Source organism: Streptomyces peucetius, from assembly GCF_025854275.1.
In the GTDB taxonomy this organism is placed as follows: domain Bacteria; phylum Actinomycetota; class Actinomycetes; order Streptomycetales; family Streptomycetaceae; genus Streptomyces; species Streptomyces peucetius_A.
The window spans coordinates 3,784,079-3,799,261 of sequence record NZ_CP107567.1 but is presented as its reverse complement, the minus strand read 5'-3'; the positions used below and the strand labels follow the sequence as shown (position 1 = coordinate 3,799,261).

At 69.2% G+C, this 15,183-nt stretch carries 9 protein-coding genes, 1 tRNA gene and 1 pseudogene; 8 read left to right on the top strand and 3 right to left on the bottom strand.

What is annotated here, in order from left to right; genetic code table 11:
• Nucleotides 1–30: 30 nt before the first annotated feature.
• The 4 genes from OGH68_RS17360 (at nucleotide 31) to OGH68_RS17345 (ending at nucleotide 10,867) form a co-directional block, all read left to right on the top strand.
• Nucleotides 31–3,453, top strand: coding sequence for a FlgD immunoglobulin-like domain containing protein (locus OGH68_RS17360; protein WP_264245063.1), 3,423 nt, complete (start codon nucleotides 31–33; stop codon nucleotides 3,451–3,453).
• Nucleotides 3,454–3,531: 78 nt separating this feature from the next.
• The gene (locus OGH68_RS17355; RefSeq protein WP_264245062.1) at nucleotides 3,532–6,978 is read left to right on the top strand and encodes a hypothetical protein; all 3,447 of its coding nucleotides are present in this window, start codon (nucleotides 3,532–3,534) and stop codon (nucleotides 6,976–6,978) included.
• A gap of 208 nt (nucleotides 6,979–7,186) precedes the next feature.
• Nucleotides 7,187–10,669 carry a FlgD immunoglobulin-like domain containing protein gene (locus OGH68_RS17350; protein WP_264245060.1) on the top strand — a complete coding sequence of 1,161 codons (3,483 nt, stop codon included), beginning with the start codon at nucleotides 7,187–7,189 and terminating at the stop codon, nucleotides 10,667–10,669.
• Between the two features lie 125 nt (nucleotides 10,670–10,794).
• Nucleotides 10,795–10,867 (top strand) — tRNA-Lys (locus OGH68_RS17345).
• Nucleotides 10,868–11,192: 325 nt separating this feature from the next.
• On the opposite strand, the gene OGH68_RS17340 is transcribed toward OGH68_RS17345, so the two are convergent.
• Complete coding sequence (locus OGH68_RS17340; RefSeq protein ID WP_264245058.1) at nucleotides 11,193–11,687, bottom strand: glycine-rich domain-containing protein; 495 nt, start codon at nucleotides 11,685–11,687, stop codon at nucleotides 11,193–11,195.
• Nucleotides 11,688–12,081: 394 nt separating this feature from the next.
• Here OGH68_RS17340 and OGH68_RS17335 point away from each other — a divergent pair, with 394 nt between their 5' ends.
• Entirely contained in the window at nucleotides 12,082–12,813 is a 732-nt protein-coding gene (locus OGH68_RS17335) for a DUF5919 domain-containing protein (protein ID WP_319020274.1), read from the top strand.
• 56 nt (nucleotides 12,814–12,869) lie between these two features.
• Here OGH68_RS17335 and OGH68_RS17330 read toward each other — a convergent pair whose 3' ends face one another.
• Together OGH68_RS17330 and OGH68_RS17325 are read right to left on the bottom strand one after the other, a co-directional pair.
• The gene (locus OGH68_RS17330) at nucleotides 12,870–13,004 is read right to left on the bottom strand and encodes a hypothetical protein (RefSeq protein WP_264245054.1); all 135 of its coding nucleotides are present in this window, start codon (nucleotides 13,002–13,004) and stop codon (nucleotides 12,870–12,872) included.
• Nucleotides 13,005–13,136: 132 nt separating this feature from the next.
• Entirely contained in the window at nucleotides 13,137–13,550 is a 414-nt protein-coding gene (locus OGH68_RS17325) for a hypothetical protein (protein ID WP_264245053.1), read from the bottom strand.
• 540 nt (nucleotides 13,551–14,090) lie between these two features.
• On the opposite strand from OGH68_RS17325, the pseudogene OGH68_RS36440 reads away from it, so the two are divergent.
• The 3 genes and pseudogenes from OGH68_RS36440 to OGH68_RS17315 all read left to right on the top strand — a co-directional run.
• Nucleotides 14,091–14,180 (top strand): annotated as a pseudogene (locus OGH68_RS36440) (transcriptional regulator); the annotation flags it as partial.
• A gap of 64 nt (nucleotides 14,181–14,244) precedes the next feature.
• On the top strand, nucleotides 14,245–14,463 hold the full coding sequence (locus tag OGH68_RS17320; protein WP_264245051.1) for a hypothetical protein: 219 nt from the start codon (nucleotides 14,245–14,247) through the stop codon (nucleotides 14,461–14,463).
• Nucleotides 14,464–14,566: 103 nt separating this feature from the next.
• The gene (locus tag OGH68_RS17315; RefSeq protein WP_264245049.1) at nucleotides 14,567–15,127 is read left to right on the top strand and encodes a hypothetical protein; all 561 of its coding nucleotides are present in this window, start codon (nucleotides 14,567–14,569) and stop codon (nucleotides 15,125–15,127) included.
• Nucleotides 15,128–15,183 lie beyond the last annotated feature (56 nt).

The window sequence follows — 15,183 nt, the reverse complement described above, 5'->3', positions numbered from 1 at the left end:
TGTCTTTCAGCCATCCAGGGGAGGACCCGAGTGCCTCGCAGCGCTCTCCTACGCCATTCCGTCGCAGCCGTCGCAGCGGCTGCGCTCTTCGCCGGCATCGGCCCGCTCGTACCCGTGGCGGCAGCCGCCGACGGTGACAGCGTCGTCTTCCCGGCGGCCGTCGCGGCCGAGCCGCGCAATGTGGTCCCGCTCGCCGCGGGACCGAACGGCTACCTGCGTTACGAGCAGGGGGTCGGGCAGTTCTGGACCAGCTGGGACGGCGAGACCACACCTGTCGTCAACGAACAGGAAGGCCCGGAGACGGGCGGTGTCTACGGCGCCGGCTCCGACGTCGTCGCGGCCCTCGGCTTCAACCGGCCCGGCATCTACGGCACTGTCCGGCTGTGGGACGTCACCGCGGGGACGAACAGCTACGTCACCGTCCCCGATGGACACCGGTATGTCGGGACCTTCGGTGACAGGGTGGTCACTCAGGGCCGCAGCGCGTGGCACGTGCTCCGACTGGTGAACGGTTCGCTGCAGGACACTCCGGTGACCGGCTGGCCGGAGGGTTCCGGGTGGCCCGCCAGGGCGGCGGCCGGTGATGCCCACGGTGCCCTCACCGCGTACACGCTGAACGGCGTCGCCCGCCCGGTCTGGATCGACCTTGCCTCGGGTCAGGCCCGGCCCGTGTCCACTGACGTGACCGCCCAGGGTGTCAACTTCGTCCACAGCCCCACCGAGGTCGTGGAGTGGACGAAGGACGACAAGGTCCGGTTCTACGCCAAGGGCGAGGCAGGCTCCTCGGGCCCGCTTCCGCTGACCGCCACGACCGAACTCGCCCACAGCGAAGGCGACATGCTCCTCGGCGTCGTCGGTGAACGGCTGATCGTCGCAAGGGCCACCGGCGCGGGCGGATCCGCCCCGTACCGTGTCGTCTCCGTGCCCAGGGCGGGCGGGGAGGAGACCACTGTCTTCGCGTACGGCCGCAAGCACGCGCTGGCGGCACCGGACGGCGGGCTGCTGATCGTCGCCGGTTCGTCCGCCGGTGACCTGGGCCTCCAGCGCATCCGCTCCGAGGGCTCGGGGACGACGGCCGCCGAGCTGGTGGACATCGCCCCGGCCACCTCGAAGCCACGGTCGTTCAGCTTCAGTCACGGGCGGCTCGAATCGCTGGAGCGCATGCCGGACGAGAGCAACGCCTTCCGCTCGCGGACGGTGTCCGTGACGGGTGCGCTGAGCGCCGGCGCGACGGAGGAACGCGGGGACCTGGGCATCCCGCTCAAGGACTGCAATGATTCCGGCGGATGCCCGGAAATCTTCGCCACGGGCGACGGGCGGACGGTGATCCAGCCGGCCGCGCAGAGCGCTGCCAAGCCGGTGGTGGTGGCGCCGGGCGGCACCAAGGGCGTCGACCTGGCCCCGGGCTTCGAAAGCTTCCGGGTGACGTATGTATCCGGCCGCTACGCGATCGGATCGGGATTCACCGGGCTCGACTACGACACCTATGTGCCCGTGACCGCGATCGATCTCGACACGGGCAAGCGCCTGGCGACCTTCCCGCTCAACAACGACTACAAAGACTTCACGCTGTACGGCGACACGCTGTGGGCCGCGGGCAAGGTGGCCGGCACCGTCGTGGGCTACGACGTCCGCACCGGCGCCGTGAAGCGCACCGTCGACCTGAAGAGCGGCTGCAGGGCCGAGTTCCTCAAGGTGACGGCCCACTGGCTGAGCTGGGACTGCGCCGGTCTGCCCCGGAAGGGTGGGGTCTTCGACCTCGACACGAACACCAACCGGACCTACACGGAGCCCTTCTCCGACCTCGGTGACGGGTACGTGGTGGGGTGGGGCGAGGGTCCCGAGGTGACCGTCACCGACATCCGCGGCAGCGAGCCCGTGGTCAAGGGCACCTATCGGCTCAGCGAGTTCAACTACGAGACCGGCCCCTTCGCCGTCGACACCGCCACCGGGCGCCTCGCCTACCAGAAGAACGCCGCCGGTGACGTCGAGGTCGCCGACCTCGGTGTGCCGGCCTCGCCCCTGGCGCACATCGACGCCGACGTACCCGCCGCCCACGCCACGGACGGCGGCAAGTCGCCGTGGGCGCCGCGCTGGTGGCTCTCCAAGCCGGCCGCCTCATGGCAGCTGGAGATCACGGACGCGGCCGGCGGCCCGGTGCGTACGGTGCAGGGCGGCGAGGCCCGTGGTGTGATCGCCGCCGCGTGGGACGGCAAGGACACCGAGGGCCGGATCGCGAACCCCGGTACGTACAACTGGACGCTCAAGGCCGCCCCCGCGGACGGCGCCGGACCCGCGCTGGAACTGACGGGCAGCATGGGCCTGGAAGCGGGCGCCGGTACGTACCGGCCGCTGACGCCGACGCGGCTGATGGACACCCGTACCGGGCTCGGCGTGCCGAAGGCCAAGGTGGGTGCTCGTGAGACGGTCACCCTCCAGGTGACCGGCAAGAGCGGCATCCCGGCCTCTGGCGTCACGTCGGTCGTCATGAACGTGACGGCGACGGGGGCGACATCGTCGAGTTATGTGTCCGTGTATCCGAACGGCACCCAGCGGACCAGCGCGTCGAACCTGAACGTACGGGCGGGTGAGACGCGCCCCAACCTGGTGGTCGTACCGGTGGTGAACGGCAAGGTCAACTTCTACAACAACGCCGGTTCGCTGAATCTGATCGCGGATGTGTCGGGCTACTTCACGGCGTCGGGCGAGGGCTCGACGTACGAGCCGGTGACGCCGACGCGGCTGATGGACACGCGGATCGGACTGGGCGTGCCGAAGGCGAAGGTCGGCCCCGCGAAGACGGTCACCCTGCAGGTGACCGGCAAGGGCGGTGTGCCGGCGTCGGGCGTGACCGCTGTGGTCATGAACGTGACCGCGACGGGTGCGACGGCGACGAGTTACGTCTCCGTCTACCCGAACGGCACGACCCGCACGAGCGCGTCGAGCCTGAACGTGGTCACGGGGCAGACCGTGCCGAACCTGGTGGTCGTGCCGGTGGTCAACGGCAAGGTCAACTTCTACAACAACGCGGGTTCGGTGAATCTGATCGCGGACGTGTCGGGTTACTTCACGGCGGCCGACACCGGCTCCGTCTACCGGCCGCTGACGCCGACGCGGTTCATGGACACCCGTACCGGCCTCGGTGCGCCGCAGGCGAAGGTCGGCGCCGGCAAGACGGTGACGCTCCAGGTGACGGGGAAGAACGGTGTCCCGGCGACCGGGGTCACGGCGGTGGTCATGAACGTGACGGGTACGTCGCCGACGGCTTCGACGTATGTCGCCGTGTACCCGAACGGGACGACGCGCACGAGTGCGTCGAACCTGAATCTGGTGGCGGGGCAGACGGCCCCGAACCTCGTCGTCGTGCCGGTGGTCAACGGCAAGGTCAGCTTCTACAACAACGCCGGCTCGGTGAACCTCATCGCCGACGTCGCCGGGTACTACGTGGACTGACGAGCAGGCCATGAGAAGGGTGCCGGTACGTGCGTGGCGCGTACCGGCACCGTCGGCATACTTCACTTGGGAGTCGGAATGGCACGTCGCACGTTGGTGCGTGGTGTGCTCACCATGGCCGTCGGATGCGCACTGACCGTGGGCGGACTGCTGCCGCTCCACAGCGCGGCCGTTGCGCAGGGAGTATCCGCCGCTCCGGTGGCGGGAGACGAGATCGTGGTCCCACCGGGTTACAAGCCGCGTCCACGCGAGGCGCGTCTGCATCTCTCGGAACAGGTCGGCGCAGCGGACGCCGCCGGGGCGGCCGGCGTCTACCACACCGAGCAGGACCAAGCAGGCCTGCTGTGGACGCGGTACTCGGACGGCCGTAGCTTCCCGGTCACCGAGCCCGAGACCCCCTGGACATCGGTCAGGGGAACCGCGACGGATGCCCTGGCCTACTTCCGCGACGGAGAGATCGAGCTGCGCAACGGGCCGGACGGCACCGTGCGCCGCATCGCCGTGCCCGAAGGGCATCTGTATCCGGAGATCTTCGGTTCGACGGCCGTCACGGCCGAGAAGCTGGAGAGCCCGGACGGTACGCCGGCCTGGCAGGTGCACCTTCTCTCGCCCGCGCCCGACGGAACGACCCGGGACGTGCTGCCCCACGGGCATCCGGAGGGCACCAGCGTGCGCGGCGCCCTCGCCGGTGACGAGACCGGGCTCCTGATGTCCGTGAAGTCCCCGGACGGGCTGCGCCGTTACGCCGTGGTCTCCCCGGACACCGGCCGGGTCGAAGGCGTCACACCGCCGATCCCGGAGATGTACGAACAGGCGACGATTTCCCCCGGTTACGTCGCCCTCTACAGCAACGACTACCGGAACCGCACGGTGCTCGTCGCCTCGCGCTCCGACCTGTCCGCGCCCTTCACAGAGGTGAACCTGGACACCACGGTGCAGAGCCCCGCTCATCACATCGCGCTCGTCGGGGACTGGATCGTCTACCGGGGGTCCCTGGGGGAGGTCAAAGCCGCTCCGATCGCCGGGGGCACACCGGTCAGCCTGCTCGAGAAGAGCACGCACCGGATCTCCGGCGGGCCGAACGGCACAGCGGTCGTGGTCGGCGGCTCGGGCGTCACGGACTGGGCCGTCCGTCGCATCACCGGCGGACCGGACGGCAAGCCGGTCGTCACGACGGTGAAGGAACTGCCGGGGATACCCGGACGGATCCAGGGCATAGCGCTCGCGCAGGGCCTGCTGTCCGTCGTGGACGACAGCGCCGACACCCGTGCGGTCCACGAGTACGCCCGGACCGTTACGGCCGACGGGTCTCTCGCGTACGGCGAGCGCCGGCGGCTGACGGGCAGAGCACTCACTGCGTGCGACGACGGCGACCTCGCGTGCGCGAGGTATCTGGCCGTGGGCGACGGGCGGTTCGCCCGCCTCACCGACCGGAGCGACACCGGGCTCCGCTTCACCATCGCCGGGGCCGACGATCACGGCTGGAGCGAGGTGGACCTTCCCCCGGGCGCCGTGGTCACGGACGCGTCGAACGACCACCTGATCCACACCGTCCCCGCCGCGGCGGGCACCCGGTCGGTCGTGCGCACCTGGGGCAAGGAGGTGTCGGCGCACACCGGCGGGGCCGCGCTGTGGGGCCATCTGCTGTGGACGGCGGGAAGGGACAAGGGCACCGCCGCCCTGACGGACCTGTCCACCGGGCGGCAGCTCGGGACCCACCACCTCGGCTCCGACTGTGTGCCGCAGGAACTGCAGGCTGCGGGGCGATGGCTCTACTGGAGCTGCGGAGCCGACGGCCCGGCCGGCGTGTACGACCGTACGACCCGCATGTCCAAGGCCGTTCCGTCGGACGAGGCGCTGCTCGGCGACGGTTACGTGGTCACCCACGACAAGCGGGCGGGACAGCTGGTATTGACCGAGGTGCACAGCGAAGAGACGGTTCGTCGCATCGTCGGTGAGCTGCCGGACACCGGTATCTCCCAGCGGCATGTGCGCTGGTCGGTGGACCGCTTCGGCGGGCACCTGGCCTACGTGGACGCGCACGAGCAGGTGCATGTGGTGGCCGGCGGCGTTCCCGCCCAGCCGCTCTCCGTCCTGGACGAGACCACGTCGACGGACGTCAAGGGCGACGTCGCGTGGCAGACCCGACTCACCCGGCTCCGGCTCTCGAAGCCGGTCTCCGGCTGGTCGATGACCGTACGGTCCAACGCGACGGGAAGAACCGCCCACATCAGCGGTGGCGATACCCGGGGCCTGCTGGAAGCCAAGTGGGACGGACGCGACGATTCCGGTGCACTGATGCCGAACGGCATGTACACCTGGGAGCTGACCGCGCAGGCCGCGGACGGCGTCGGATCAGCCGTCCGGCGGAGCGGTGTCGCCAGACTGACCGGTGCCGCACCCGCCGAGCACGGCACGTACCACGCCGTCACACCCAAGCGGATCATGGACACCCGGACCGGACTCGGGGTGTCGAGGGCGAAGGTGGGAGCGGGAAGGACCGTCACGCTTCAGGTGACGGGGAAGGCCCAGGTCCCGGCCGCGGGAGTGACGGCCGTCGTCATGAACGTGACGGCAACGACGCCGACAGCGACGACGTACATCACCGTGTACCCGAACGGAACCACCCGGACGAGCGCGTCGAATCTGAACGTCCGTGCCGGCGAGACCCGTCCGAACCTGGTCACGGTGCCGGTGATCAACGGGAAGGTGAGCTTCTACAACAACGCCGGCACGGTGAACCTGCTTGCCGACATCTCGGGTTACTTCACCTCTGACGGGACCGGTTCCACGTACGAGCCCGTGCGTCCGGCACGGCTGATGGACACTCGCACCGGGCTGGGTGAGAGGAAGGGAAAGATCGGTCCGGGTGACTCCGCTCATCTTCAGGTGACGGGCAGGGCCGGGATCCCGGCAAGGGACGTGGAAGCCGTGGTGCTCAACGTGACGGCCACCGGAGCGACGGAGACGACGTTCATCAAGGCCTACGAGGGCGGGGAGCTTCCCGACACGTCGAACCTGAACGTCAGAGCGAAGCAGACGGTGCCCAACCTCGTGGTGGTGCCGGTCGTCGCCGGACGGGTGCACTTCTACAACTACACCGGCTCTGTGCACCTGATCGCCGATGTCGCCGGGTACTACACGCGCGCCGCGACCGGCTCCGAGTACAAGGCGCTCACCCCGACACGCTTCATGGACACCCGGACCGGCCTCGGGGGGCCGAAGGCGAAGGTCGGTGCAGGGAAGACCGTGACCCTGCAGGTCACCGGCCGGGGCAAGGTGCCCGCGACCGGGGTCACCGCGGTCGTGATGAACGTGACGGGTACGTCGCCGACGGCTTCGACGTATGTCGCCGTGTACCCGAACGGGACGACGCGCACGAGTGCGTCGAACCTGAATCTGGTGGCGGGGCAGACGGCCCCGAACCTCGTCGTCGTGCCGGTGGTCAACGGCAAGGTCAGCTTCTACAACAACGCCGGTTCGGTGCACCTCATCGCCGATGTCGCCGGGTACTACACCGGCTGATCCGGCAGCCGCGCACGACGTGACGCGAGGGCCCGTACACCACTTCGGTGGTGTACGGGCCCTGTTGCTAGGATCCGCCTACTTGTGCTGCGGGAGAGGCCGGGGGGATCTGGCGGGGAGGACGTCGTCGGTGTCGACCGCACTCCCCTCCCCAGCTCCATCCCAGGGGAGGAACCGGGTGCACAGACGCCCATCCATTCGTCACGCCGTGTCCGTCACGGCAGCCCTCGCTCTTGTCGCGGGACTCGGGCCGCTCGCGCTCCCTGCCGCCGCGACCCCGACGGCCGAGTCCGTCGCCGGGCAGGTCGACTTCACGCCGACCTCGCGCAAACTGCCGCGCCAGGAGGAGATCTACAACCTCGGGCCGACCGGTTACCTCCACGGTTCGGAGCGCCACAGCAGCGTCAGTGGTGACGCCTCCGTGTGGACGGCGTACGAGTCCGGTAGGAGCACCGAGCTCACGGGCCTCGGAGGGGTCAGAGGGCCCGGCAGCGGCGCTCTCGGTTCCGCCGGCGAGGGGTCCGACGTCATCGCCTTCGACGAGCTCCGCAGTGAGAGCGTCGACCTCAAGGACATGGCCACCGGCACGGTGACCCGCGTCGAGGTCCCGAGCGGCGACGTCAGGGTCGGCGTCTTCGGCTCCAGCGTGCTGGTCGAGGGCGCCACGGGCGAGAACCCGGACCAGGCGGGCTGGTACGTGCTGCGTCCGCAGGAGGACGGCTCGACCGCCCGCACCCCGGTCGAGGGCTGGCCCGCGGGCAGCGACCTCGGGAGCGCCCGCGCCCTCGGTGGCGATGCCCGGTCCGTCGTGGCCTCCTTCAGCACCACTCCGGACGAGTACGACGAGCCGGACATGCTGGGCGTCATCGACTTGGCGACCGGGGAGCTGCGCTCTTTCGAGGCCAAGGCGGCGACTCGCGTCGTTCTCGACCCCGAGCGGCTCGCCTGGTGGGACTACCGCGACCGCAGTGTCCACATCCGGGATCGCGCGGCTCTCGACGGCGGTGAGCGAACGATCGCCGTACCGGAGGACCTCGACCACGAGCAGGTCGCCCTCCTCGACGGTCAATGGCTGATGGCGCCGGAGAAGGACGGCACGACCGTCCCGTTCGGCAGGGGCATCGTCGCGTTCTCCCTGGATGGGACGCAGCGCAAGGTCCTGCTGGAGAACGCGGGCTCGCAGACCGAGCAGTTCCCCGGCGGCGGTGCGGTCACGATCGGCGGTGAGTCGTCCGAGGCCTGGTTCGTCCACCGGGTCACGGTCGAGAACGGCACTCCGCTGCTGCGGAAGCTGCACCACATCGAACCGATGACGGCCGAGGTCGACGCGATCGCGGTGGCCGGCGGTTCCGTGACGACCCTGGAGGAGAACGGCGTCAGGTCGACGTCCGGCTTCTACCGCCGGGACCTCGCCCCGCTCACATCTCCTACCACCGCCGGCAAGGCCGAGTGGCTCGGCCGTGAGACCAGCCGCTACGAGACCACAAGCTGCGGCACGGCCGCGTGCGAGTCGGTGTTCGCCTCCGGCGACGGGCGCTCCGTCTACGAGGTCAGGACGGCTCTGAACGGGACGACCACCGACGAACTCGTGGCCCGCGGCGCCACGGACCGAGTCGCGCGGGTGAACACGGGCCAGGGCTCCGGGCAGATCGTCGACACCTTCGGTCGGTACGCGGTCTTCGCGAGCGGCGTGGTGTCCGTCGGCCAGCCGGACGCGGCCGGGAAGCTGGTCGTCGTCGACTTCGACGCGCCCGCCGGTTCCGGGATCGTCCTGACCAAGCCGCGTACGGCGGCGACGATCTGGGGCAGCACCCTGTACACCGCGACGGGCACGGCCGGTGAGGTGGAACTGACCGACCTGCGGACGGGCACGAGGACGGGCACGCTCCAGACCGGCGCGAGCTGCGTCCCCGTCGAACTGCAGACGGCGGGCCGCTGGCTCTCCTGGTCCTGCCCGTACTTCAGGACGCAGGGCGCGATCGACCGGGACAACGGCACCAAGGTGTCGCTGCCCGACAGTCGGGGCCTGCTGGGTGACGGGTACTTCGTGACCGTCTTCGGGAGCCTCGTCGTGACGGAGTTCCAGGACGGCACGGCCGAGACCCGCGACCTGGGTGTGCGGCCGGGAACGACCGGCGGACGCGCCAGCATGCGGTACTCCTGGACCGTCGACCGCTTCGGCGGCGGCATCGCCTACATCGACGACGAGTTCCAGGGCCACGTCATCCCCAGCGGTGTCCCCGTCTCCGACCTGGCGGCGTTTCCCGCCGGTGTCCCGGCGGCCGTCGACCTGACGAGCGGCACGGGCTGGGCCGCGAGCTGGCAGCTCTCCCGGCCCGCCTCCTCCTGGCGGCTGACGGTGCACGACAAGGCGGGCACCGCCGTGCACTCCGTCGTCGGCGGTCAGACCCGGGGCCCCGTGCGGGTGACCTGGGACGGCAGGAGCACGGACGGCAAGGCCGTCGTCGACGGCACGTACAGCTGGACCCTGCGGGCGATTCCGGCGGACGGCACCGGGCCGACGGCCACCAGCTCCGGCACGTTCGAGGTCACCGGCGGGTCCGAGGCCGTCACCGGCACGTTCCAGCCGGTGCAGCCCAATCGTCTGATGGACTCGCGTGTCGGGTTGGGTGTGCCGAAGGCGAAGGTCGGTGCCAAGAAGACGGTCGCGCTTCAGGTGGCGGGTCGTGGCGGGGTTCCGGCGTCCGGGGTGACGGCGGTGGTGCTGAATGTGACGGCGACGGGTCCGACGGAGTCGACGTATGTGTCCGTGTATCCGAACGGGACGACGCGTACGAGTGCGTCGAACCTGAACGTCCGTACCGGTGAGACGCGTCCGAACCTGGTCGTGGTGCCGGTGGTGAACGGGAAGGTGAACTTCTACAACAATGCCGGTTCGGTGAATCTGATCGCGGATGTGTCGGGGTACTTCACGGCGTCGGGCGAGGGCTCGACGTACGAGCCGGTGCAGCCGACGCGGTTGATGGACTCGCGTGTCGGGTTGGGTGTGCCGAAGGCGAAGGTCGGTGCCAAGAAGACGGTCGCGCTTCAGGTGGCGGGTCGTGGCGGGGTTCCGGCGTCCGGGGTGACGGCGGTGGTGCTGAATGTGACGGCGACGGGTCCGACGGAGTCGACGTATGTGTCCGTGTATCCGAACGGGACGACGCGTACGAGTGCGTCGAACCTGAATGTGCGGGCGGGGCAGACGGCGCCGAATCTGGTGGTCGTGCCGGTGGTGAACGGGAAGGTGAACTTCTACAACAATGCCGGTTCGGTGAATCTGATCGCGGATGTGTCGGGGTACTTCACGTCGGCCGACGACGGTTCCACGTACCGGCCGTTGACGCCGACGCGGTTCATGGACACGCGTACCGGGCTCGGCGTGGCGCAGGCGAAGGTGGGCGCGGGCAGGACGGTCACCCTCCAGGTGACGGGTAAGAACGGTGTCCCGGCCACCGGTGTGACGGCGGTCGTGATGAACGTGACCGCGACGGGTCCGACGGCGTCGACGTACATTTCCGTGTATCCGAACGGGACGACCCGTACCAGCGCGTCGAACCTGAACGTGGTGGCGGGGCAGACGGCGCCGAACCTGGTGATCGTCCCGGTGGTGAACGGCAGGGTGTCGTTCTACAACAACGCCGGCTCGGTGAACCTGATCGCCGACGTCGCCGGCTACTACATGAGCTGACGCGACGAGTACCCGCCCGCTTCCCGTGCCTCGCCGCTCCCGGCGGGGCACGGGGACGCGGCCGGGAACGGATACCCGATCGGCTCCGGGGATCTCTCCCGCTATGCTCATGGGTGTTGCGGCGAGGGCCGTTAGCTCAATTGGCAGAGCAGCGGACTTTTAATCCGTTGGTTGTGGGTTCGAGTCCCACACGGCCTACCGCCCAGCCCCAGGTCAGGAGGTTCTGACCTGGGGCTGGTCTTGTTACCGGGGTCGATTCGCTCGATTGCTGGCCCGCTGCTGGCCCGAACGGTAAACGATCAAGGCATGAAGAAGCCCCGGCCGGGCTGCGACGGGGGACGCAGACCGGCCGGGGCCGTAGGGTGCCTCAGCTTGCGGGCGAGAAGATGAAGCCACGCACAGGCCGCGGTTCATCCGGATCACGCGACGGCGGCTCCTGCGCTCGCCGCCACGCCGCCACCAGCTCGGCGTACCGCGGGTCGATCCACTCCTGTGACATGCGGGTCACCTCCTGCCCCTCAGGCTAGGGCCACTCGGGCTTCGGCATCGGACGGATGCTGCAGTTCGGCGCATGCTGGCAGTTCGCCGACACCGAGACGAGGAGCTTCTCGTCGGGCGCGCCCCACAGCTCCGAGTCGACGTCGAACCCTGCACGGGCGATCAGCTCCCGCGTGCGGTCCAGGATCGCCGGGTCGTAGTGGGTCGGGTCCCAGCCCGGGTAGTGGTGCACGAACGAGCCGAACTGGCCGCACAGCTCCGCGTACAGGACTGAGTGCAGCAGCAGCGCGTGCCACCCCTCGTCGACCACGCGGGACGGGGCCATGCCGACGCCGGGGTTCTGCGCGCAGGTGACGACGAACTTGATGCCCTCCTCGACGATCCGGTCGGCCATGTCCTCGGGCATGTCGGGGTTGGCGTCCAGCACCGTCTTGCGGACGTTGTCGAAGTGCTCGCCCACCAGGGCGCGCGGGCCGGTCGGGATCGGGTTTCCGGGCGGGTCGGGTACGGGCATGGACATGGGCAGTCCCTTCACTGAGGTGGTGGGATGAACCCGCCCCGGCCGGGGTTTCCTGGCGGGATGGTCCGGTCGGGGCGGGGGTATGGGACGGTCAGCGGCAGCGGGGGCACTGGCACGGCGGGAACGCCATCGAGCCGATCCCGGGCGCTGCGCCTTCCGGGAGCTCCACGGCTTCGCGTGCGGGCTCGCCGCGGCCTATGCCGTCTCGCTCGCGCAGTAGCTGCCGCAGGGTTTCGCGGGCGGCAGACGGGCCGTGTCCTTGCTGCTTGTCCGTCATGTAGCCAACGTGGACCAGCCTTTAGGACGTTTCTACGGCCGTGCCCCTGACGGACAGGACGCTTCGGGACTACCGTCCGAGAAAGCCCAAACGTCCCAGGGGGTCACCTTGAATACGGTGCTGCGTGACGCTATGGCCCAGGCCGATATGACCGTTGGCCGCCTCGCCCGTACAGTCGGCGTGACGGTTAAGACGGCCGAACGCTGGTTATCCGACCCGTCACGGGTCCCTCACCCGCGGACCCGCTCTGACGTAGAAGACGCGTTGGGAGTGAGCGCTGAGGTGCTGTGGCCGAAGGCCGTCCGATCGGCAGTGAAGACCGGGCCGGACCGCGAGATCGTGGCGGCGTACCCGTACCGAAACGCCTGCCCAACCTCGGTGTGGGCGCAGCTGATCGATGGCGCCTCGCAGTCGATAACGTTCGCCGGGTACACCAACTACTTCGTCTGGCAGGAGCATCCGCGGCTCGCCGACCGGCTGCGCCGCAAGGGTGAGGACGGCTGCTCGGTGCGGTTCATCGTCGGCGACCCGGAGTCTGAGGTGACCCGCCGGCGCGAGGAGGTCGAGGGCGTGCCGCTCACTGTGGGCACCCGGATCCGGATCACTCTGGACGCGCTGGAGAAGATGCGCGAGGCGCCCGGCCTGCAGGCCCGATTCAGCGATGAGCACATCGCTCTGTCGGTGTTCGCGTTCGACGACCAGATGCTCGTGACGCCGCACATCTCGAACCTGCTGGGGCATGAGTCGCCGATGCTGCACCTGCGCCGCCTCAGTGAGGACGGTCTGTACGACCGGTTCGCTTCCCATGTCACCGCGCTGTGGGAGACCGGGCGCCCCGTCTGGTCATGAACGCACGGCAGCGCCCCTTCCCCATTTGGGCGGGAAGGGGCGCTGTTGTGCGGGGACTACCCGAGTGCTGTGCTGGCCGCGAGGCCGAGGACAACGACCGCCAGGGCGGGGAGGCCCAGGGTGGCCGCCTGCTGCTTGGCGACCTTGCTCAACACCACCTGTCCCACGACCGCGCCAGCGCGCAGGACCATGGCCTTCTGCTGCAGTCGCGGATGGTGGCGGGTTGGATGCCTGCGGCCATGGCGGCCATGGATGTGGTGAGGATGCCGCGGGGCGGCATCAGGCACCCCATGGCTCCAGTGCCGGGCTGGGGCACCTCTCCCTCAGTGTGGAAAGGCTGGTGCGCCTGGTGGTGTGGCCCAGTCGTCGAAGTAGCCGAGGAGTTGGCCGCATGGGGTCCACCGGTCGCGCGGGACGACGCCCCGGGTGTGGGCGTCGACGCAGATGTCGGGAGTCGGGCCGACAGAGGGCTCTGCTTCCACAGTGGGTGTCTCTGGCGTGATGGTCGCAGTGCTGGATCCCGGTCTGGGGGATGGCGCGGTTGTCCAGTGGTCGAGGTGGTCGTGCTCTCCGCCACAGCTGTTCCAGGGTGGTTCGAGGACGGTGCCGTCGTTGCAGACCGCTGTGGACCCGTGGTCTGGCTCCTTGTACCCAGGCGATCCGTTCAGCAGGAACCATGCGGCGAGTGCGGCAAGCATGGCGGCGAAGCCGAGGACCGTCACTGCGGCGTCCTTCATGGCGGCCATCCTCTCGCGCGCGTGCGCAGTCTGTCGGTGGCTGTGCGGCGGGTAGTGGCGGCCCCAGCGCGGGCAGTACGGCAGGGAGGGAAGGTGGTCCCCAGCTTGTGGATGAAGGCGTGGATGGCGTCGCATTGGGTCTCCTGGCGGGTCTACGGCCCGTTCTACGCGGGTCTACAGACCCTTCTGAGGCGTCGTGACCTGCGTCTACGTCGGATTCGGGTTCCTCTTCCGGCGTGGGGGAGAGGAGGGTGCCGAGGTCGGTGCGCTTGATGCCGCTGCGGCCGGTCTGGTCGCCGATGCGCACGGTCTTGTCGATGGTGATGCCGCAGCGGACGAGGACGGCGCGAAGTCGTGCATCGTCGAGGTGAGCAGTGGCGGGGCGGGCTTGGAAGGCGTCGTACACGTCGCGGAGGAACACGGCGGGCTGGTCGCCCATGAGGTGGGCGACCCCTTCGAGGACGCGGCGCTTCAGATGGTCTTCGGTCGGAGGTACGGGGCTCCTGGCCATGGAGACGCGCGCCGAGCAAGGACCTGTAACTCAAGGCGTTCGAGGAGTTGCGGTCCATGGCCGTGTACGGCGCCCGGGCGCGGGCACTGATCGTCAAGGCGATCGATGCACTGGGTTGACCTGGGACGGCATACTGCTCGGCGGGCAAGGCGCGATCGGAGTCGAGCGCTTCTGGGGGGGGCGATGAGCTCATGGGCAGGGCCGGGGTGGGACCTGGTCTTCGCGGCAGCCGCTCTGGCGGTGGCGTGCAACTACCGTGATGTCGCTTGGCGGATCCACGGCTTCATGGCGAACCGGGTGGGGGTCAATCGGCTCCTGACGCCGATGATGGTCAGGGTCACGTTCGGGCTTCTCGCCACAGCGTCGGCAGTGGACCTCTCGCTCGGTCTGGTCCATCCCTGAGCAGGTCGGTCCGCCGTAAGGCCGGCACGGACTACGGCAGCTTGTAGGGGGCCGCAGCCACCGAACTCGCTTTCCCGGCATTCCCATTCAGAGGGTGTGAGCCATGGATTATCGGCGGATCGCGTGTGGCCAACTCCTCTGGCGGCGGACCTTCCGGTGGGCTTCGTGCGTCCTCCCGGGGGCGTTCGGAGCGATGGCGTCCTATGCCGTGTTCGACGGATTTCTGAGTTCGGACCCCGACGCCTTCAAGGCGGCCGGTTTGATACTGATCGTCGGCGGGTTGGTGCTCCGTATCACCAGGTCACGAATCCACCTTGCGGAGGGGCGAGTGGTAGTCGTCAATCCGGTCTTCTGGTACTCCGTCCCCTACGCGGCTGTCCATAGGGCGGAAGCCGCACCGGGGAGCGGCCTTGTCCTACGTACCAAGCAGGACTTCAGGGGAGAGCCTGAAGTCTTCTCTGTCGGATTCGCCGGATCTCTCCTGGACCATCGATTCCAGACTGCCGCCAAGGCCGCCGAAGCGATCGGCAAGGCGAAGAAGCGGAGCCCTCGGGGCGGCGCTGCCGAGCAGGAGATCGAATACGGCATGGTCCGGGATGCGGTGTTCGAGGCGATGCTGGTTCTGGCCTTGGCGTGTTTCGTGGCGTCGTTCTTCACCCAGTGACCGTGCGTCTGTCGTGACGGCGCACGTCGTTCCGTTGCTCACGTCCGGGCCAGGCC

Excerpts from the sequence above, each read along its gene's own strand:
- OGH68_RS17355 (WP_264245062.1), top strand. The coding sequence starts at position 3,532 with ATGGCACGTCGCACGTTGGTGCGTGGTGTGCTCACCATGGCCGTCGGA.
- OGH68_RS17340 (WP_264245058.1), bottom strand. The coding sequence starts at position 11,687 with ATGTCCATGCCCGTACCCGACCCGCCCGGAAACCCGATCCCGACCGGC.
- OGH68_RS17330 (WP_264245054.1), bottom strand. The coding sequence starts at position 13,004 with ATGGTCCTGCGCGCTGGCGCGGTCGTGGGACAGGTGGTGTTGAGCAAG.
- OGH68_RS17325 (WP_264245053.1), bottom strand. The coding sequence starts at position 13,550 with ATGAAGGACGCCGCAGTGACGGTCCTCGGCTTCGCCGCCATGCTTGCC.
- OGH68_RS17320 (WP_264245051.1), top strand. The coding sequence starts at position 14,245 with ATGAGCTCATGGGCAGGGCCGGGGTGGGACCTGGTCTTCGCGGCAGCC.
- OGH68_RS17315 (WP_264245049.1), top strand. The coding sequence starts at position 14,567 with ATGGATTATCGGCGGATCGCGTGTGGCCAACTCCTCTGGCGGCGGACC.